Source organism: Gordonia sp. DT219 (assembly GCF_049847065.1).
In the GTDB taxonomy this organism is placed as follows: Bacteria; Actinomycetota; Actinomycetes; order Mycobacteriales; family Mycobacteriaceae; genus Gordonia.
Genome location: NZ_JBNCNR010000011.1, coordinates 102,617 through 121,232, shown reverse-complemented (window position 1 = coordinate 121,232; position 18,616 = coordinate 102,617). Strand labels below are relative to the sequence as shown.

Genomic DNA, 18,616 nt, shown 5'->3' with positions numbered 1-18,616 from the left:
GCTGAGCGGGAAGCAGATGAGTGAGCGGGAAGGCGCCCACCGATCACGGCGCCACGTACGGCTACGGGGCTCGTCCTCACCGACCCGCGGATCACATACTGCGAGACAGCTTTTCGTGACCCTGGCAATCCGCTCGACGGCCGGCTGGACACGCCCGCACCGCCGGCGGGTTAGCCGGCGGCCGACGTCTCACACGCCGGCGTTCGCGTCGGCCTTCTTCTTCAGTTCCAGCGCGATGTCGATGAGCTGGTCCTCTTGTCCGCCGACGAGTTTGCGGTTGCCGGCTTCGATGAGGATCTCGGCGGCCGAGACGTGGTAGCGCTCGGCGTGACCCTCGGCGTGCTTGAGGAACGAGCTGTAGCAGCCGGCATAGCCCATCATCATCGATGAACGGTCGACGAGGCACTCCGTCGGCATCACCGGCCGGACCACGTCCTGCGCGGCGTCGGCGATCTTCATGAAGTCCACACCGGTGGTGATGCCGAGCTTGTCGCAGACGCCGACGAACGCCTCGGTCGGGGTGTTGCCGGCACCGGCACCGAAGCGCCGGATCGAGCCGTCGATCTGCTGGGCGCCGGCCCGGATCGCGTTGATCGAATTCGCCACGGCGATATCGAGATTCTCGTGCCCGTGGAACCCGACCTGCGCGTCGTCGCCCAGTTCGGCGACCAGTGCCTGCACCCGGACGGTGACGTCCTCGAGCACCAGTGCGCCGGCCGAATCGACGACGTAGACGCACTGGCAGCCCGCGTCGGCCATGATTCGCGCTTGGGCGGCAAGCACTTCCGGCGGCTGGCTGTGGCTCATCATCAGGAATCCGACGGTCTCCAGGCCGAGTTCCCGGGCGAGACCGAAGTGCTGGATCGACACGTCGGCCTCGGTGCAGTGGGTGGCGATCCGGCAGATCTGTCCGCCGTTGTCCTGCGCGGCCCGGATGTCGTCCTTGGTGCCCAGACCCGGCAACATCAGGAACGCGATCTTCGCACGCTTGGCCGTCTCCGCTGCCGCGGCGATCAGCTGTTGCTCAGGCGTCTTGGAGAAGCCGTAGTTGAACGACGAGCCGCCCAGTCCGTCTCCGTGGGTCACCTCGATGACGGGGACACCGGCGTCGTCGAGGGCGCCGACGACAGCGCGCACCTCGTCCTCGGTGAACTGGTGGCGCTTGTGGTGGCTGCCGTCGCGCAGCGACGAGTCGGTGATGCGGATGTCGAGGGCGTCGGAGTACTTCCGCGCGCCGCCCATCAGGTTGGACGTTGCGGTGCTCATGCGTTCACCCCGGCTTTCTGCTTCGCGATCTCTTCGCCGACCTTGGTGGCGGCGGCGGTCATGATGTCGAGGTTGCCCGCATACGGCGGCAGGAAGTCGCCCGCACCCTCGACCTCGACGAAGATCGAGACCCGCGCGTAGCCGCCGTTGATGACGCTCGGCGCATGGAACTGCGGGTCCTGCAGCAGCCGGTATCCCGGCACGTACGACTGGATCTCTTTCTCCCGCTTGTGGATCGACGCGGCGATCGCGTCGGTGTCGGCGTCGGCGGGAATGGCGCAGAAAATGGTGTCGCGCATGATCATCGGCGGATCGGCCGGATTCAGGATGATGATGGCCTTGCCACGCTCGGCTCCCCCGATGGTTTCGATGCCCTTCGACGTCGTGCGCGTGAACTCGTCGATGTTGGCGCGTGTTCCCGGCCCGGCCGACACCGAGGACACCGACGCCACGATCTCGGCGTAGGGCACGGGGACGACCGAGGAGACGGCGTGCACCATCGGGATGGTCGCCTGCCCGCCGCAGGTGATCATGTTGGTGTTCGGCGCGTCGAGGTGTTCTCGCAGATTCGCCGGCGGCACCACTGCCGGGCCCACCGCCGCGGGCGTCAGGTCGACCGCGGTGATCCCGGCCGCCGCATACTTCGGCGCGTATTCGCGGTGCACGTAGGCCGACGTCGCCTCGAAGATGAGATCCGGCTTCTCCGAGGACGCGAGCAACTCGTCGGCACCACCGCTCATGGTGATCAGGCCGTGGTCGGCGGCCCGCTTCATCCCTTCCGAGTCGGCGTCGATACCGACCATCCATCGCGGCTCGATCACCTCGGACCGTTCCAGCTTGTACATCAGGTCGGTACCGATGTTGCCCGACCCGATGATCGCCGCGGTCAGCTTTGCAGCCACCTACGCCTCCTGTGATTGTTGTCGAAAGTCCTTGTACATCAGTTGAAGTCCAGCGTGACGCTGCCGAGTCGGGCGAACTCGGCGACGACGTGATCGCCCGGGCCCACGTCGAAGGCGCGGGTTGCCGTACCCGGCAGGATCAGATCGCCCTTGCGTAGGTGCACCCCGAACGAACTCACCTTGCGGGCCAGCCAGCTCACCGCATTGAGTGGATCGCCCAGCACCGCAGCGGAATTACCCTTTGCCACGACCTCGCCGTTGCGGTGCAGGACCGCATCGATGTCGCCGACGTCGATGGCGTCGATGGCCACCCGCTGCTCGCCTAGAATCCATCCGCACGAGGATGCGTTGTCGGCGATGGTGTCGCACAGGGTGATCTGCCAGTCGGCGATCCGCGAATCGATGAGCTCGATCGACGGCACCACCCACTCGACGGCGTCGATCACGTCCTCGTTGGTGCAGCCCTCGCCCGGCAGGTCCGCGCCGAGGAGGAACCCGACCTCCACCTCAACTCGCGGAATGCACAACGTCTTCGTGTCGATCGCGGTGTGCTCGAAGTACTGCATCTCGTCGAGGAGGTGCCCGTAATCGGGCTCGTCGACACCCATCATCTTCTGCATGGCCTCCGAGGCCAGCCCGACCTTGTGCCCCGCGACCCGTGCCCCGGCATCGAGCCGCTTGCGGATGTTGATGAGCTGGATCTCGTAGGCGTCGACGACGTCGAGATCCGGGTGGGCGTCCGTGGGACGGTCGATCGCCGTCGCGGTCCGCTCCGCGTTCCACAGATCGGTTGCGATCTGCTGCCGAACTGCCTGGTCGACCGCCATTCCGTCCTCACCTCCATGCGCTGAACGTGTTCTAGTTTAGAACACGTTGCAGATTTGCGGGAGGGCCGTACCGGCAACCGGTACAGAGTGACTGATATGCCGCGGGCGCATCGTCGCCATGAGCAGGGCGAGGGCGACGCAGCGGTGGGACGAACTGCTCGGTAGGCTCGCCGAACCCGAACAAAGCTTCGCACAGACCACCGGAACCAAGGACGGACTGGCCGTCGAGTGGAGCCACGACGGACAACTGGTCGCTCGCGGAGAGAACTCGGATATCGAAAATACTGGCGTACAAAGCGACCCCGACCCGAAGGCACCATGAGACCAGGCGTGGAGATGTTCTCGGATATAACTTCCAGAACTGTCCTCAGTGAAGATCCCGAAGAAGCCGAAGAAGAAGTCGTCAACATCCTTCGAATTGTTGGAGACTATTTCCTTTATGCCATTTTTTATCCGTGGCCTGATGGCGTCTCCGTGTACGACGACGTCAAAGCAACCCATGAATACATGCAGACCACCGGAACCCAGGACGGACTGACCGTCGAGTGGAAGCGCGATGGACACCTCGTCGCCCTCGGTCATCCCACCGGCAGCACCGAACACATCGACCTCGCCCAGAAAGACGACTCCACCATCGCGGTCCACCGCAACGAAGTGTTCTCACCCGACGAGGCCATCGCACTGTTCACCGAATACCTCACCACCGACACCATCGACACCACCCACCTCTCCGTCCGCGAAATCGGCTACGGCGAGGACACTGACGAAGCGTAAGAATCGGACCGGACATTCGATCCTGAATGTCCGATATGAGGATATTATCCGTTCTTTCTATAGTGGCGTACCCGTTTTTTGTGCGAGTGGTGTAGGGTCTGACCGCAACGCTGAGGCAAGCATCGGGGGAAGGTAGACACATGGGAAACTATGATGGTTCGCAAGGAATACTGGCGATCACCCCGGAGAATGTGCACCGGATCTCTTCGGAGATCGACTCGATGGCGAACGACTTTCGGTCTTCGCTAATGAAGCTCGACGATCAAATCCATGAACTTCTGGGTCCAGGCTGGAAAGGACAACCTGCCGGTCAATTTCATGATGCTTTTGGAGATTGGCACAAGGGAAGTATCGAGATCGTTGAAGGTATGGTGACCATAGTCAGTGCGCTGCACCAGGTAGCTGCAAGCCTTTATCATGGCGATCAGATGGATTAAGTAAAACAGAGGGGGTTCAAGCATGGATGTAAGACACTCTGCTTCTGGTACAACCGGGTTCCATGTGGAACCTGCGGCATTGGAATCGGCCAGTGAACTCCTGGTAGCTTTCGAGGAGTCGACCGAATCCTTCATCGCGGAGATCGATCGTAAGGTCGACCAGTTGCACATCGAGTGGCAAGGTCAGGCGGCGGCTTCACACATCCGAGCGCACCAGCAGTGGGCAAAGGGGGCTGCCGACATGCGTAAATCTGTGGCCGAATTGGGAGTCGTCGTCGGCGGTGCTCATAGAAACTACGCCGCCGCGGTCGCCCGGAATTCATCGATGTGGAAACGCAGCTGACGGGTGGTCACAGTTGATCCTGCGGTGCTCGATGCCGCCGGGACCGCGACGATTGCCGCCAGCCGGGCGTTCGGATCCGCGCTACACGGCGAACTGAACGCACTCTCAGCTTCCGTGGGAATGACCGGCACCGACCCCGCCGGGGTGGTCGTCGGAGAGAAATACGACGACGCCGCGTCCGCTGTCGTTGTGTCATCGGTGGATACGATCAATGGGGTCAGCCGAGTCGGTGACCTACTTCGGACGAGTGCGTACAACTACGCCACCGCCAACCACTACTCCTCCATCACCCCCAACGGAGGTCCGCCCACCAAGCCGACCCCGACCAGACCGATCTCGGCACATCTGCCACCAAAGGCCGAGGGAAGCACATCCCAGGCACCTTTCGGCTGGGGTCTCATCCAGCGCCTGATCGGCATGGTATGGCCCAACGGAGACCCCGCGAAAATGCGTGCCGCTGCGGCCTCGTGGTCACTACTCGGTGCGGCCGCGAGCACGTTCGACACCAGCTTGGTGGGCCCCGAAACCCGAGCCCACGGCGAAGATATTCCCGAGAAGCCCAGTGTCAGTCAGGGGTTCACTGATTCGGCAAACGCCAGTGCTGGAATTCAGAGGGCAGCGAGTGGCATCGCAAGCCAGCTCACCGCCTATGCGCAACATGTCGATGACGCTCATGCGCATCTCAAGGCACTCATCAGTGACGCCATGCAGATCGCCACGCCGTCTGGCTTCTTGGACGAAGCATGGAGCATTGTCAGCGGCGATGAAGACAAGCTGAAACGGATTGCGCGCGAAGCCGAGCAGGTACTGCGCGATCTGAAGGTCGAAGCCGATGCCGCCGGCAAACTGCTGGAGCCCATCATCGCCGACGTAGAGGCGTTCGCCAAGGTGATGGCCCACTGGGCTGCAGCAGAACTCGAGGACATCGGTGACGACATCGAGAATGTGGCGGCAGCCGTCGTGAACGCCACAGCCTCCTACGGCAACGCGATGCTCCACCACCCGGGCGACACCGCCGGATTGATCGGCGGCGGCGCGCTGATGGCACTCGGCGCCGGCGTCGAGCTCCCCGGTGTTGCGTTGGACGCGACCGGCGTCGGCGCCCTTCTAGGGGTGCCGGTCAACGTCGCCGGCGGCGCCATGATGCTGTCCGGTGGAGCTATCGCAGGAGCCAGCGCACTCGACCTTTCCCAGGCGGCAATAGGAGACAATGGCGTCACGATCATGCATGCGCAAACGCGCGATGCATTGGGAAAATACCAGGGATGGGACAAGGAATCGTACGATAAGGAAGGACAGGGAATCGAGCAGTATGCCGCACGTCGCCCGAATCGTATCGTGGTTCGAAATAACCGCCAGGTAAAATTTCGCGGCAAAGATTTCAAGGGTGAAAATATTGAGCCCGTAAAGCCCGATGGCTCCTCAAGGATTCGGAAGTACGACGGCTACGATATGCCAGTAGACCCAAAGCCGGGACCCGACGGCTACGTTGAAGTGACGGGAGTCGAAGTGAAAAGCGGAGCAGGCACTCCTTCAGCCAACCAAAAGGAGTTCGACCCAGCCGTCAGCGCTGAAACACCAGCGTACGGCACAGCTATCCTGCCGGATGGTACTGTCATACCCGTAAAAGTCACAAACGTAGCTAAGGAGTGGGTGCCTTGATGTACGGCGCACAAATGTTCGCAAAAGTGACTTCGATAGCGGCCCTTCGCGACGATCCAGAGGAAGCCCAAGAAGAAGTGGTCAACATTCTGCGGCTCATCGGGAACTATTTCTTATATGCGATTATTTTCCCATGGCCAGAGGGTCGATCGAAGCTTGAATACGCCGAACCCGAACACAACTTCGTGCAGACCACCGGAACCCAGGACGGCCTGACCTTCGAGTGGAGCCGCGACGGACACCTCGTCGCACTCGGCCACCCCACCGGCAGCACCGAACCCATCGATCTCGCACAGAAAGACAACTCATTCATCGCGGTCCGCCGCAACGAAGTGTTCTCACCCGACGAGGTCATCGCACTGTTCACCGAATACCTCACCACCGACACCATCGACACCACCCACTTCTCCGTCCGCGAAATCGCCTACGGCGAGGACGCCGACGAGAACGCCGCCTCGGCCGAGCCGACATCGTCGATCTCCGAGAGTGGTTCACACGCGCCCGTCGCCGCTCGCCACGACAGCACTGCGACTCCGCGCCCAGCAACCACCGACGGGGCAACGTCAAAGCAGACAACCGACGAGTGAGCGCATCAGGACCAGACTCAAAGGAGCAGGTGCCATGAGTTACGGCGTAGAAACGTTCTCGAATATGACTTCAATAGATGTTCTCGACGCTGGCCTCGACAGGACTACGATACAGATAGGCCATATAATTCGTCTCATCGGAACTAAGCGACTGTACGCCGTCCTCTTCCCCTGGCCCGAAGGTCTCCCGACGTATGAATACGCCAAACCCGAGCACAACTTCGTACAGACCACCGGAACCCAAGACGGGCTGACCGTCGAGTGGAAACTCGACGGACGCCTCGTCGCCCTCGGGCATCCCACCGGTAGCACCGAACTCATCGACCTCGCCCAGAAAGACGACTCCACCATCGCGGTCCACCGCAACGAAGTGTTCTCCCCCGACGAGGCCATCGCACTGTTCACCGAATACCTCACCACCGACACCATCGACACCACCCACTTCTCCGTCCGCGAAATCGCCTACGGAGACGACGCCGACGACGCGGCACCGGAGACAGCACGCGGCAAGTGAGCACCAGACCGGCACCGGTGCTTCGTCTCCACCGTGTGCACCGGCCAGGCGGGCATCGGCATGCAGCGATTCGACCGGACGGAAAGCCGCTGGTCACACCGGCTTGCCGGGCGAGCGTCGACGCCGATCACCCGCCGACTCCGCCGACCCCTGGCGCCGCGAATCTGTAACGTGTTCTACTTTTAGATGAGAACCCGTTCCACCCGCGGCGCACGAAGGGACCCAATTCATGGCCGGCGCGACCGAACCAGCAGGACAGCAACCCACCGGGACCGATCCGGACGAGACCTATGACGTCGTCGTCGTGGGGGCTGGAGCCGCCGGCCTCAGCGCGGCCATAACCGCGGCCGCGCAGGGCCTACGGACCGTGATCATCGAGAAATCGGCCTACTGGGGCGGCTCGACGTCCCGCTCGGGAGGTGGGGTCTGGATCCCGGGCAACTCGGTCCTCAAGCGCGACGGGGTCCCCGACGATCGCGAGGAGGCGCGCCGGTATGTGCACGCGATCATCGGCGAGCACGCGCCGGCCGAGAAGATCGACACCTACATCGACCGAGGCGCCGAGGCCCTCGAGTTCCTGATGGCGCACGCTCCCCTCGACCTCGAGTGGGTGAAGAACTACTCCGACTACTACCCCGAGGCGCCCGGCGGACGGCTCGGTGGCCGCAGCGTCGAACCCCGGCCGTTCGACGCCCGCGCCCTCGGCGACGACCTGAAGACACTGCATCCGCAGTACACCAAGGCACCACTGAACATGGTTGTCCTGCAGTCGGATTACCGCTGGCTCAACACCGGGTTGCGACACTGGCGCGGTCCGGTGCGGATGGGCAAGGTGGGCGCGCGGTTCTTCTGGGCTCGCAGCCGCGGCAAGAAGCTCATCGCGATGGGCGCGGCGCTGGCCGCCGAACTCCTGCTCGGAGTCCGCAAAGCCGGTGTGCCACTGCGTTTGTCGACGGGACTGGTGGATCTGGTCACCGAGAACGACCGGGTGGTCGGCGTGGTCGCCGAGCACGAGGGACGTCGACTGCACATCCGCGCCGAGCGTGGAGTGATCCTGGCGTGCGGTGGCTTCGAGCACAACGTCGAGATGCGCAAGAAGTACCAGCGCGAGCCCATCGGCTCCGACTGGACCACCGGCGCGCCGACCAACACCGGTGACGGCATCAACGCAGGCCTCAAGATCGGGGCCGCGGTGTCCCTGATGGACGACTCCTGGTGGGGCCCGACCATCCCGCTGCCGCGCGGCCCGTGGTTCGCGCTGTCCGAACGCTCGGTACCCGGCACGTTCATCGTCAACACCCGCGGCGATCGCTTCATGAACGAATCACTGCCGTATGTCGAAGCGGTGCACCAGATGTACGGCGGCGAGTTCGGCCAGGGTACCGGCCCGGGCGACAACGTACCGTCCTGGCTGATCTTCGACCAGCGGTGCCGCAACCGCTACCTCTTCGCGGGAGTCAATGCCCGCCAACCGCTTCCGAAGAAGTGGTTCGAATCCGGGGTCGTCGTCAAGGCCGACTCCCTCGAATCCCTGGCCGAGAAGATCGACGTTCCCGCAGATGCATTGCGCGCCACCACCGAACGATTCAACGGCTTCGCACGAGCAGGTGTCGACGAGGACTTCGGCCGCGGTAAGAGCGGCTACGACCACTACTACGGCGACATCACCAACAAGCCCAACCCGAGCCTCGGGGCCGTCGACCAGGCGCCGTTCTACGCGGTCAAGATGGTGCCCGGCGATCTCGGCACCAAGGGCGGCATCGACACCGATGCATCGGGACGTGCGCTGCGCGCCGACGGCTCGGTGATCGCGGGCCTCTATGCCGCCGGCAACACGTCCGCCCCGGTGATGGGTCACACCTACGCCGGCCCGGGGGCCACCATCGGCCCGGCACTGGTCTTCGGCTACCTCGCGGCGCGCGACTGCGCCGACGGCGAGACGGCGCACAGCGCAGCACCTTCCGCCGCCACCGCAGGCAAGGAGAACTGAGGTCATGCCGATCGACCTGTCCGAGGCGCTGGGTGCCGAGCTCCCCGAGGTCAGCTTCGAGTGGTCGGCCTCCGACGTCGCGCTCTACCACCTCGCCGTCGGCGCGGCGAGCGACCCGATGGACCGCACCGGCCTGGTGTACGTCGACGATGTGGCGCCAAAGGTGTTGCCCACCTTCGCGACCGTCGCGGCGTCCTTCCACGCCACCGAGGCCCCGAAGGTCTCCTTCCCCGGAATCGACATCGGCCTCGCCAAGGTGGTGCACGGCAGCCAGCAGGTCACCGCCCACGGGCCCATTCCCGCAGCCGGGAAGGCGACCACGCGGACCACGATCGCCGAGATCCAGGACAAGGGGTCGGCGGCGGTCATCGTCCAGGAATCGGTCACCGTCGACGACGCCGGCACCGTCTTGTGGACGGCACGGTCATCCATCTTCGCCAAGGGCGAGGGCGGGTTCGGTGGCGAGCGTGGCTCGTCGAACCGGGTCACCTACCCCGACCGCGAACCCGATCACCACCTGTCGGTGCCGACGCTGGCGAACCAGGCATTGCTCTACCGCCTGTGCGGCGACCGCAACCCGCTGCACTCTGACCCCGAATTCGCCTCGGCCGCAGGCTTTCCCCGGCCTATCCTGCACGGCCTGTGTACCTACGGAACGGTGTGCCGCGCCGTCGTCGACTCGCTTCTCGACGGCGACGTGACGGCCGTCGCCGACTACTCGACGACCTTCGCCGGCGTGGTCTTCCCGGGTGAGACGATCGACGTCGACGTCTGGGATGACGACGGCCGGTTGCTGATCACCGCGTCCGTCGCCGACCGCGACCGTGCGCCCGCCCTGGGCAATGTGGTGATCACGAAGCGCTGAGGGGCCCGAGACCCCACACGCCGCAAACCTTGGCGCGACCATACTTCGCCGGTGCAGGCGTCTATTCTGCTCAGGGGTGCCGGTCGCCGCATGCGGCCGCATCGTCTTCGTAACCGTCCCTTGAGGAGATTCTTGATGAGCGATTCGCTGCAGTCCCTGCTCGGCCCGAACCGCCCAGCCGTGGTCGACGATCTGGTGGGGGTGATCGACTCGCGGGTCGCAGCCCAGAAGGGATTCGGTGGTGCCGCGGTGAAGACGGCGTACGCGGCCGTCGGCAAGGTCAAACCCGACATCGTGAAAAAGGCGACCAACCTGATGCTTCCGGACTTCGTGACGGCACTCCAGCCGTTCTGGGACTCCAAGCCGGCGGGCACCTCATTCGGTGCACATCTGGCCGCCGATCCCGGCACCGCCTCGGAGGCATTGCTCGCGGTCACCGACGCCCAGGCCGAATCGGCGAAGGCGCCACTGACCAAGGCTTACAACTCGCTGCGCGGCAAGGCGAAGGGATACGTCACCGAGGCGTTGCCCGCCGTCGGCGACGTAGTCGAAAAGCACGCGTGAGTCTCGGCCGCGTCGTCTCATCCCGGTCCGGCCGGGTGACGACGCGGCCCGCACGCGCCGGCGGGCCCCGGGTTCACACCCGGCCACCGACGACGCTCAGGCAGCGGTCGTGACGATGAGCACGAGCGCGCAGACGATGGCGATCAGTGCCACCAGCATCGACAGCACCCGCCACACGTGCAGGCGCACGGTTGGGGTCTCGGTGGATCGTGAAGAGGCGACCGGTGCGGCCATGATCTCCCTCTTTCGGTTGTCCGGGGCCACGATCGTGATGGCGATCTGCAACCCCGAGTTTGTTACTCCAGTGATCAATGTGTCACACGTTGCATGTGGTGTCTTGATTCGTCGCCCGCGTGTCGCCTGCATCACATTTTTGTTGCCGACTTTGCTCACCGCTTGGAAAGGAAGCCACGGATGACACAACCCAGGACGCTGGATCTGCGGTCGGTGTGGCTGATCCTCATCGCCTGCGCGGCGGTCAGCATGGTGGTCGCCGCGATGGCCGCCCTCAACACCGCGCTGGCCGACATCGCCATCGACATCGGTGCCGACACCGGACAGATGACCTGGATCGCGGACGGCTACACCCTCGCGCTCGCCGCGCTGCTGTTGCCGGCCGGGGCGATCGGTGACCGTTTCGGTCGGCGCGAGATGCTGGTCGTCGGGCTGCTGGTGTTCGCAATCGGATCGCTGGCGGCGATCTGGACCACCGACTCGACGCAACTCATCATCACGCGTTGCGTCGCAGGCGTCGGCGCGGCCTTCATCATGCCGACCACCCTGTCGCTGATCACTTCCGGTGTGCCCGCGGACAAACGGAGCATCGGCATCAGTATCTGGGCCGCGGTGGCCGGCGCCGGTGCGATCGCCGGCTTCTTCGTCTCCGGTATCCTGCTGGAGTTCTTCTCCTGGCATTCGATCTTCATCACCTTCGCCGCGTCGGCCGCGGTGACCGCATTGGTATGCCTGACGATCGGCTCGTCGAAGGACCACGATCCGCAACCCTTCGACTACGCCGGCTCCGTCGTGTCCATCCTCGCGGTCACCGGCATCGTGTTCGGTCTGCTGGAGGCTCCGCATCGCGGATGGAATGACGCGCTGGTGCTCGGGACCCTCATCGGCGGTGCGGTGCTCGTCGTCGTGTTCTGTCTGATCGAGCTGCGGGGTCGCCGGCAGCTTCTCGACGTCCGGTTGTTCACCAACCGCGCCTTCGGCGCCGGTGCACTGTCGGTGGCTTTGCAGTTCTTCGCCTCGTTCGGCGCCTTCTATCTGCTTCTGCAGCGGCTGCAGTTGGTGTTCGGGTTCTCACCGCTGCGTTCGGCGTTCGCCCTCATGCCGATGGTGCTGGGGGTGAGTATCTTTGCGCTGCTGGGCAACTGGCTTGCGGTGCGCTTCCACTCGCTACGCTTCGTCCTCGGCGCCGGCCTGCTCATCGCCGGCGTCGGACTGATTCTGCTCGGCGTCGTCGACTACGACGCGTACTGGATGATGGCGTGGATGCTGGGATTCTGTGCGATCGGTATCGGGCTCGCGACGGCCCCGTCGACCACCGCGATCATGTCCAACACCCCGCTCGACAACCAGGGTGTGGGCTCGGCGGTCAACGACACCGCCCGCGAGATCGGCGCGGCCATCGGCATCGCGCTGGCCGGAAGCCTCCTCGCTGCCGGGTATGCGAGCCGCATCCGTCCCGTCGCGGATCTCGCTCATGACCAGATAACCGCCGCGGGCCAGGCACAGATCGGTGCGGGCAACACCGCGGGTGGACGGCAGATACTGGGGCAGGCCGACGTCGCCGCCGAGCACATCGGGCGTTCGCTGGCCGAGGCGAGCGAAGTAGCCGCCCGGCTGCCCGGTGAGCTCGGCGCCCGCGTGCTTCACGGTGCGCAGGACGCCTTCGTCGTGCCGATGAATCAGGGCTGTCTGGTGCTCGGGATCGTTCTGGTGGTCGGGTCCGTCCTGACCACCGTCATCGCCCCACGCCGCGTGGTCGCCCTGCCGGCCGGTGACGAGCCGGCGGCCGGGCAGAACGAATTCGGCTGGAGCGGCACCGATAGCTGACCCGCCCACCGGCGTAAGCTCGCGACGTGCTCGATGCCCACAGTTCGCTGGGCACCGCCGTGGCCGTGCTCTGCCTGGCCGCCGTCATCGGGGTCGCGGTGTCCGCACAACGACTTTCGCCTGCGGTCGTCGCGGTTCCGGCCGCATTGCTGCTCGCCCTGCTCGGGGCGGTGTCGTGGTCTCAGGTGGTCGACGAGTTGCGGTTCATCGGCCCGACGATCGGGTTCCTCGCCGCAATGCTGGTGATCGCCGAAGTGTGTGCGCGCACCGGGGTATTCGCGTGGATCGGTCAGATTCTGGCGTCGTGGAGCCGCGCCTCGCCCACGCGTCTCCTCGGGTTGGTGTTCGTCGCGGCAGCGCTGACGACGGCGGTCCTCTCGATCGACACCACCATCGTGCTGCTGACGCCGGTGGCGGTCGCCACCGCGCGACGCATCGGCGCCCGGGTGACACCGGTCGGCACGGCGACCGCACATCTGGCCAACAGTGCATCCACGCTGCTGCCCGTGTCGAATCTGACGAATTTGCTGGCCTTTTCGGCGACAGGGCTCGGCTTCTTGTCTTTCGCCGGGTTGATGGCGGCGCCATGGGTGGTCGCGATACTCGTCGAGTACGTCATCTTTCGCATGTTCTTCGCGTCGGAGCTGAAATCTGCGGGCACACCGGCCATCGAGGACGGCAACCCGCCGAGCACCGCCCGACGTCCGGCCCCCCTCGCCACACTCGTGATGCTGGGGCTGGTGTTGTGTGGCTTCGTGATCGCCGAGCCGCTGGGGATTCCGTTGGCGGCCGTTGCCGCGGTCGGTGCCGTGGTGATGCTGATCGCTCCACTGCGCAAGGCCCCCGCGGTGACCCTGGTGCGGGCGGTGCGCGCGGTGAACATCCCGTTCCTCGCGTTCGTCGCCGCGCTGGGGATCATCATCGTGCCGATCCGGCTGGGCCCTATCGGTGAGTGGATCACCGGTCTGATCCCGTCCGGAACGCAACTGTGGGCGCTGCTGGCGGTGGCCGCGCTGGCCGCGCTGGCGGCCAATATCCTCAACAACCTGCCCGCCACCCTGTTGCTGCTGCCGATGGTCTCCCACGAACCTGGCCTTGCCCTCGCGATGTTGCTCGGCGTGAACATCGGGCCGAACCTCGCCTACTTCGGCTCGTTGGCGAACCTGTTGTGGCGCGACGTGATGCGCCGTCACACGATCGCTCCCCCGACCCGCCGCTACGTCCTGTTGGGAACACTCACCGTGCCACCGACACTCATTGCCGCCGTCGGCGCACTCTGGCTCGGACTACAGCTGATGTGACGCCGAATCTGCAGCCTTTGGTCGCGGTTTCCGCGACTAAAGGCTGCAGATTCGGTGGTCAGCGTCCGCAGATGGCGAGCAGGCGGGCCAGGCGGGCTTCGACGCGTGACGGTTCAGTGGTCACGTCGATGTCGGCGTAGTCGGGGGTGATGATGTCGACGACGTCGTAGCCACCGGTGCTGCTGTCCGGCAACGGATTACCCGCGTCGGGTGGTTGCCGGTGGATTTCGGCACGCACCTTCGCGAGCCCGGCGGTGAAGTCGGGTCCGACATCAGGCAGTTTGTTGACGCGTTTCGGGTGCGGTGGGGCACCGGGGGCGGCGTTACGCCGCCACCAACACCGCCCGGCCAAAGGTCCGTCGCGGTAGATGCCGGTGGTGTACTGGCCGAGTTTGTCGCCGACCATCCGGTTGTGTTTCGGACACGCCGGGGCGAGGTCGTCGATGTTGGTCAACCCGCCCTTGGCGTAATCGAGGGTGGCGTGGTGGATTTCCGAGTGCGCGGCCGGCTGCGAACACCCGGGGTGTGAGCACACCTGTCCGTCGGGTTTGGCGAACAACGCCATCCGTTGCCCGCGACTCGCCAACCGGGCCCGACCCAAATACAGGGGCACGGTGGTGTGCTCACCGAACACCGCCAACCACGGCTGCGATTCGGCGGCCAACCGGATGACATCTTTGATGGGCAGCAGGCTGTTGGTGGCCGTCACGCCGTGGCCGGTTTCGTTGATCAGATCGGTGAGGTCGGCTTTGATGATCAACTGCACCGGTAGCCCGCGATGGGATTCGCCGAGTTCCCCCGACGTCAACGCCAGCTTGTACACGGCCTGCATCGCATCATGGTTGCGTTGCGCTTGGCTGCGGGTGTCACGTTCGACCGCGGCCGCCAACTTCTCGGGATCGGCGTCTTCGACGGAACCCGACGGCGACTCGGGGTCGTCGGGGTTGTTCATACCGGGGGCTGCCCACACCGCCCACACGGCTTCTTGGTCGGCACGGCATTCCGGGGTCATCTTGCCAGTCATCTTCGACATCTGCTGGGTGTCTTGGCGGCCGAGGAACACCTGACGTTTCTGCTGCCGGTCGACGTCGTCGGTCAACTCGCCGTCGGGGTCGAGGTGTGCCATCAGCCGCGCGCCGATCGCGGTCAACTCGGCGGGGGTGTGCACGCGGGCGTAGTCGGCCATCTGCTTTTCGGCGTTGACTTTGATGTCGTGGTCGACCTGATGCGGGATGTCGTCGAGAACGTCGATCACCACCCGCGAATGTGCGGACCCGACCGCCCCCTCGGCGAACGCCTGCGCCAACGTGGGGTACTTCGGGGCGAGCGGTTCACCGGTCAACCCGTGATAGGTGGCGGTGGCGGTCATCTGCTTGCGACGGCGCATCGGCTCCGACACCCGCAACCCGACGACCATCATGTCGGTGACCGATCGAAACCCGAACCGGCGCTCCGCATTCCGGTCGGATAGCTCGACGATCTGCCGGTCACCCTGGAAGGTCAGCTTGTTGATCGCGCGTTCATTGGCTGCCGCGACCTCCAACAACGACTCATCCGAACACTGCGACAGATCCGTCGAACCCATCTGATCGAGAAGGGCATGCAACAACGTGGCCTGCTCATCCGGCGCAAGAGCCGGCAGGTCGATCGTTGTCATCGTCACCCCCCAGTGAATACGACCAAAGTGAATGCGATCAAACATCAGTTCGTCGCTGGTGCGTTCGAGTCTACACCCGATATGCCCGGTCGGCGAGCAACAATCGAAAATACTTGTGAAGAATTCGGCGGCTCGCGATCCTCAGCGAAGCAGATCGGCCAGTTCGGTCATGGTGTATGGGGCGGTCGATGTGTGCTCACGGTAGGCGATGAGGGTGGGCTGGTGCGGATCATAACGTCCGATGAATCCGCCTGCGGCGGTGAAGGTCTGGCCGGTGATGTCGGCCGCGGCGTCACCGGCGAGGAAGGTGTAGAGCGGCGCGACGTACTCGGGCGGGGCCGGGTCGATGGCGGCATCGCGGGTGAGGTCGTCGAGAATCCCACGCGCGTGCAGGCTCTCGATATGGCGCACGTACTCCGGACCCGATGACAGCCGCGATTTCGCGCCGGGCATCACCACATTGATGCGGACCCCGAGCGGGGCCAGATCACCGGCGGCCGCCGAAGCCAGCGCGGTGACGCCGGCCTTCGCCGCGGGATACCCACTGCCGCCGAAGGTTCCGAGCGCGGCGGCCGATCCGGTGAGCACGATCGCCCCCGAATGTTGTTCGGCGAACACACCTCCGGCGACTTGTGTGAGATGGAAGGCGCTCATCAGGTGGGCGTCGAGCTGCTCACGGAACTCGTCCTCGGTGATCGTCAGCACCGTCGACCCCGGCGGCTCGGCGATGCCCGCGCAGTTGATCGCGATGTCGAGTGCACCGAACTCCGACAGCGCGTCTGCCGCCATCTTCTCGACGACGCCGCGGTCGCCGGCCGAACCGCACACACCGACCGCACGACCACCGCCGCCGACGATCTCGTCGACGGTAGCCGCCACCGCATCCTCGTCGCGGCCGTTGACGACGAGCGACACACCACTACCGGCCAATGCGTACGCCACGGCGAGACCGATGCCGCGGGTCGAGCCCGCGATCATCGCCACCCGCCCGGCGAGACCGAATCCGGCCATCACACCCCGCCGGTGGTGGTCAGTGGCGTGATCGGGATCGAGCGGCCACGGTCGGTGAAGGTGAAGTCGGCGCCGGAACTGAACCGCGCGATGGCCACCTCACCGGACTCTTTCTGCGCCTCGGTGCCCAGACCGAACCGCACCGTCAGTCCCTCCCCGGTCTGCTCGGCCGCCACCACGCTCCAGCGCGGATCGACGGCCACTCCGATCGCCTGCAGCGGTTCGACGTGATCCGTGTCCAGCAGGGTGATCCAGCCGCCGTCGGCGTGGGCAGCGGAATCCGCGGGTATCTCCACGATCACCTCGTCGGCGTCGACGGCCGCCTCGACACCGGTGTAGCGGCCGGGGCCGAGCACCGGGATCAGGTTGACGACCTGCGCCAGCGCCTGCGCGTCGGTGCCCAGACGTAATTCCGCGCGCAGCCGGTCCGCCGCCAGTCCCGCGATGCCGGTGAACTGTTTGCGGAAGATCTCGGTGGCCTGCTCGACGGACTCGGCGTACCGGCGCACGCTGAGCCAGAATCCCAGTGCGAGCAATTGATGCTGCAACGCAACCTCTTCGGCGATCCGTGCGAGCGCCGACGCCGACCATTCGGCGAACTGCAGATCGGCCACCAGCGCGCCGCGGTAGTCGACGAGTCCGTCGTCGGCCGTGGCGTCGATGGGTACCAGACCGACCTGGGCGGCGCGGGTGGTGAACATCAGCTCCGCATCCGGTGGCAGCGGCAACTCGTCGCGGTCCGGCTCGATCGTCACGGTCCACGCGCAATGCGGATGCCGGTCGGCCGGTCGGCGCGGCGGCCGATGAATGGGACGGATGCGGGCGCGCCGGTTGGTGGCGATCGCGGTCGCGTCGAACGTCGGATCCTCGATGTCATGGCACATCGCGGTCACGTATTCGTCGCCCAGCGGTTCCACATCCATCAGCGCACCACAATGATCGAGCACGAAGGCCCCGTGATCGTGATCGGTGACCTCGTAACGGAAATCCATGAATTGTGGCGGCGCACCGATATCGAGTTGCAGGCACTTGAACATGTCCTCGACGCCGTTCCCGTCGATGCCCAGCGCCGTCCGCATGCGGTGGGTGTAGACGGGGCTGGCGGCCATCCATTCCTCGACGGCCACCCGGGCCATCGTCTCGCGGCCGAAAGCGCCGATCAGGTGGGCCATTCCGCTGCGGTCGATGAGTTGTCCCGAGAGCAGCAGTTCGGGGACGAGACCGGCGAGCTGATCACCGGTCAGATCCGAATACATGTGGGCTGGAGTCGTCATAGTTGATTCTCGGGTCTTCTGCCGGTCACCAGAACGGTACCGGCGCCTTGCCGAACGGGTACCAGCCCGGCTGATCGCCCGTCGCCTTCTCGATCCGCTTGAGCATGCCGTCGCTCATCGCATTGTTCTTGAGCATCTCGATGAACAGCGCCGACACGTTGCCGTAGTCGAAGAAGTCACGCTGCCAAGAGAATTGGAAATTTCCGGCGTAGCGGAACCAGCTGCCCTGGATGCCTTCGAGTGCGTAATGGGTGCCGTCGTCACGGGTGCCCTCATAGACCTGCTTCCACAAGCCGATCATCGATCCCGTCTGGTCGTCGATCACCCATTCCTCGTACGGATACTCCCAGCCCTCGAGCCCCTCCATCTCCTGGCCGAGAGCGATATCGCGGATCTCGTCACGCCCCACCGCCATGAAGTCCTTGTCCGGACCGTAGTTCCACCCGTACGTGGCGTCCTCGGTGTAGAAGTCGGCCAGCGGCCGCCAGTCACCGGCCTTCTCGGCGTCGATGTTGGCCTGCAGCCAGCGCTGCTTCATCTCTTCGAGTTCGGCACGATCAAATGCCATGTCGGTCAACCTC

General features: G+C 64.9%; 20 protein-coding genes. 12 read left to right on the top strand and 8 right to left on the bottom strand.

What is annotated here, in order from left to right:
- Positions 1–189: 189 nt before the first annotated feature.
- From dmpG to ACPXB3_RS14600, 3 genes are read right to left on the bottom strand one after another with little or no spacing between them, the layout of a single operon-like run.
- Positions 190–1,266, bottom strand: coding sequence for a 4-hydroxy-2-oxovalerate aldolase (dmpG, locus tag ACPXB3_RS14610; protein WP_425728104.1), 1,077 nt, complete (start codon positions 1,264–1,266; stop codon positions 190–192).
- Entirely contained in the window at positions 1,263–2,168 is a 906-nt protein-coding gene (locus tag ACPXB3_RS14605) for an acetaldehyde dehydrogenase (acetylating) (protein WP_425728103.1), read from the bottom strand. The genes dmpG and ACPXB3_RS14605 overlap by 4 nt, the downstream gene beginning before the upstream one ends.
- A gap of 38 nt (positions 2,169–2,206) precedes the next feature.
- Entirely contained in the window at positions 2,207–2,995 is a 789-nt protein-coding gene (locus ACPXB3_RS14600; protein ID WP_425728102.1) for a 2-keto-4-pentenoate hydratase, read from the bottom strand.
- Positions 2,996–3,113: 118 nt separating this feature from the next.
- Between ACPXB3_RS14600 and ACPXB3_RS14595 the strand changes: the two genes are divergently transcribed.
- The 10 genes from ACPXB3_RS14595 (at position 3,114) to ACPXB3_RS14550 (ending at position 10,731) form a co-directional block, all read left to right on the top strand.
- Positions 3,114–3,317, top strand: coding sequence for a hypothetical protein (locus tag ACPXB3_RS14595; RefSeq protein ID WP_425728101.1), 204 nt, complete (start codon positions 3,114–3,116; stop codon positions 3,315–3,317).
- 8 nt (positions 3,318–3,325) lie between these two features.
- Positions 3,326–3,769: a hypothetical protein gene (locus ACPXB3_RS14590; protein WP_425728099.1), complete on the top strand. Its 444-nt coding sequence runs from the start codon at positions 3,326–3,328 to the stop codon at positions 3,767–3,769.
- A gap of 140 nt (positions 3,770–3,909) precedes the next feature.
- The gene (locus ACPXB3_RS14585; protein WP_425728097.1) at positions 3,910–4,206 is read left to right on the top strand and encodes a WXG100 family type VII secretion target; all 297 of its coding nucleotides are present in this window, start codon (positions 3,910–3,912) and stop codon (positions 4,204–4,206) included.
- Between the two features lie 22 nt (positions 4,207–4,228).
- Positions 4,229–4,549 carry a WXG100 family type VII secretion target gene (locus ACPXB3_RS14580; protein ID WP_425728095.1) on the top strand — a complete coding sequence of 107 codons (321 nt, stop codon included), beginning with the start codon at positions 4,229–4,231 and terminating at the stop codon, positions 4,547–4,549.
- Between the two features lie 3 nt (positions 4,550–4,552).
- Positions 4,553–6,211 carry a hypothetical protein gene (locus ACPXB3_RS14575; RefSeq protein ID WP_425728093.1) on the top strand — a complete coding sequence of 553 codons (1,659 nt, stop codon included), beginning with the start codon at positions 4,553–4,555 and terminating at the stop codon, positions 6,209–6,211.
- Between the two features lie 185 nt (positions 6,212–6,396).
- Complete coding sequence (locus tag ACPXB3_RS14570; RefSeq protein WP_425728091.1) at positions 6,397–6,798, top strand: hypothetical protein; 402 nt, start codon at positions 6,397–6,399, stop codon at positions 6,796–6,798.
- Positions 6,799–6,832: 34 nt separating this feature from the next.
- On the top strand, positions 6,833–7,312 hold the full coding sequence (locus ACPXB3_RS14565) for a hypothetical protein (RefSeq protein WP_425728089.1): 480 nt from the start codon (positions 6,833–6,835) through the stop codon (positions 7,310–7,312).
- Between the two features lie 229 nt (positions 7,313–7,541).
- Positions 7,542–9,302, top strand: coding sequence for a 3-oxosteroid 1-dehydrogenase (gene kstD, locus ACPXB3_RS14560; protein ID WP_425728087.1), 1,761 nt, complete (start codon positions 7,542–7,544; stop codon positions 9,300–9,302).
- A 4-nt stretch (positions 9,303–9,306) separates the two neighbouring features.
- On the top strand, positions 9,307–10,167 hold the full coding sequence (locus tag ACPXB3_RS14555; RefSeq protein ID WP_425706308.1) for a MaoC/PaaZ C-terminal domain-containing protein: 861 nt from the start codon (positions 9,307–9,309) through the stop codon (positions 10,165–10,167).
- Between the two features lie 135 nt (positions 10,168–10,302).
- Entirely contained in the window at positions 10,303–10,731 is a 429-nt protein-coding gene (locus tag ACPXB3_RS14550) for a DUF6918 family protein (protein WP_425706309.1), read from the top strand.
- 96 nt (positions 10,732–10,827) lie between these two features.
- Here the strand turns inward: ACPXB3_RS14550 and ACPXB3_RS14545 are convergent, their stop codons facing one another.
- Positions 10,828–11,124 (bottom strand): hypothetical protein, encoded by a 297-nt coding sequence (locus ACPXB3_RS14545; RefSeq protein WP_425706310.1) that lies wholly within the window; start codon positions 11,122–11,124, stop codon positions 10,828–10,830.
- A 21-nt stretch (positions 11,125–11,145) separates the two neighbouring features.
- Between ACPXB3_RS14545 and ACPXB3_RS14540 the strand changes: the two genes are divergently transcribed.
- Both ACPXB3_RS14540 and ACPXB3_RS14535 read left to right on the top strand, forming a co-directional pair.
- Positions 11,146–12,792 (top strand): MFS transporter, encoded by a 1,647-nt coding sequence (locus ACPXB3_RS14540; RefSeq protein WP_425706311.1) that lies wholly within the window; start codon positions 11,146–11,148, stop codon positions 12,790–12,792.
- 26 nt (positions 12,793–12,818) lie between these two features.
- Entirely contained in the window at positions 12,819–14,093 is a 1,275-nt protein-coding gene (locus tag ACPXB3_RS14535; protein ID WP_425728085.1) for an SLC13 family permease, read from the top strand.
- Positions 14,094–14,151: 58 nt separating this feature from the next.
- Here the strand turns inward: ACPXB3_RS14535 and ACPXB3_RS14530 are convergent, their stop codons facing one another.
- From ACPXB3_RS14530 to ACPXB3_RS14515, 4 genes are all read right to left on the bottom strand, one after another.
- Positions 14,152–15,750 (bottom strand): DUF222 domain-containing protein, encoded by a 1,599-nt coding sequence (locus tag ACPXB3_RS14530; protein WP_425728083.1) that lies wholly within the window; start codon positions 15,748–15,750, stop codon positions 14,152–14,154.
- 141 nt (positions 15,751–15,891) lie between these two features.
- Entirely contained in the window at positions 15,892–16,761 is an 870-nt protein-coding gene (locus tag ACPXB3_RS14525) for an SDR family NAD(P)-dependent oxidoreductase (protein WP_425728081.1), read from the bottom strand.
- Positions 16,761–18,035 carry a hypothetical protein gene (locus tag ACPXB3_RS14520; RefSeq protein WP_425728079.1) on the bottom strand — a complete coding sequence of 425 codons (1,275 nt, stop codon included), beginning with the start codon at positions 18,033–18,035 and terminating at the stop codon, positions 16,761–16,763. Before ACPXB3_RS14520 ends, ACPXB3_RS14525 begins: the two co-directional genes overlap by 1 nt.
- Before the next feature lie 25 nt (positions 18,036–18,060).
- Positions 18,061–18,603 carry a nuclear transport factor 2 family protein gene (locus ACPXB3_RS14515; protein ID WP_425728077.1) on the bottom strand — a complete coding sequence of 181 codons (543 nt, stop codon included), beginning with the start codon at positions 18,601–18,603 and terminating at the stop codon, positions 18,061–18,063.
- Positions 18,604–18,616: the final 13 nt, after the last annotated feature.

Coding starts and splice junctions, on each gene's coding strand:
- ACPXB3_RS14540 (WP_425706311.1), top strand. CDS start 11,146: ATGACACAACCCAGGACGCTGGATCTGCGGTCGGTGTGGCTGATCCTC.
- kstD (WP_425728087.1), top strand. CDS start 7,542: ATGGCCGGCGCGACCGAACCAGCAGGACAGCAACCCACCGGGACCGAT.
- ACPXB3_RS14550 (WP_425706309.1), top strand. CDS start 10,303: ATGAGCGATTCGCTGCAGTCCCTGCTCGGCCCGAACCGCCCAGCCGTG.
- ACPXB3_RS14520 (WP_425728079.1), bottom strand. CDS start 18,035: ATGACGACTCCAGCCCACATGTATTCGGATCTGACCGGTGATCAGCTC.
- dmpG (WP_425728104.1), bottom strand. CDS start 1,266: ATGAGCACCGCAACGTCCAACCTGATGGGCGGCGCGCGGAAGTACTCC.
- ACPXB3_RS14515 (WP_425728077.1), bottom strand. CDS start 18,603: ATGGCATTTGATCGTGCCGAACTCGAAGAGATGAAGCAGCGCTGGCTG.
- ACPXB3_RS14525 (WP_425728081.1), bottom strand. CDS start 16,761: ATGGCCGGATTCGGTCTCGCCGGGCGGGTGGCGATGATCGCGGGCTCG.
- ACPXB3_RS14530 (WP_425728083.1), bottom strand. CDS start 15,750: ATGACAACGATCGACCTGCCGGCTCTTGCGCCGGATGAGCAGGCCACG.
- ACPXB3_RS14580 (WP_425728095.1), top strand. CDS start 4,229: ATGGATGTAAGACACTCTGCTTCTGGTACAACCGGGTTCCATGTGGAA.
- ACPXB3_RS14595 (WP_425728101.1), top strand. CDS start 3,114: ATGAGCAGGGCGAGGGCGACGCAGCGGTGGGACGAACTGCTCGGTAGG.
- ACPXB3_RS14565 (WP_425728089.1), top strand. CDS start 6,833: ATGAGTTACGGCGTAGAAACGTTCTCGAATATGACTTCAATAGATGTT.
- ACPXB3_RS14555 (WP_425706308.1), top strand. CDS start 9,307: ATGCCGATCGACCTGTCCGAGGCGCTGGGTGCCGAGCTCCCCGAGGTC.
- ACPXB3_RS14585 (WP_425728097.1), top strand. CDS start 3,910: ATGGGAAACTATGATGGTTCGCAAGGAATACTGGCGATCACCCCGGAG.
- ACPXB3_RS14600 (WP_425728102.1), bottom strand. CDS start 2,995: ATGGCGGTCGACCAGGCAGTTCGGCAGCAGATCGCAACCGATCTGTGG.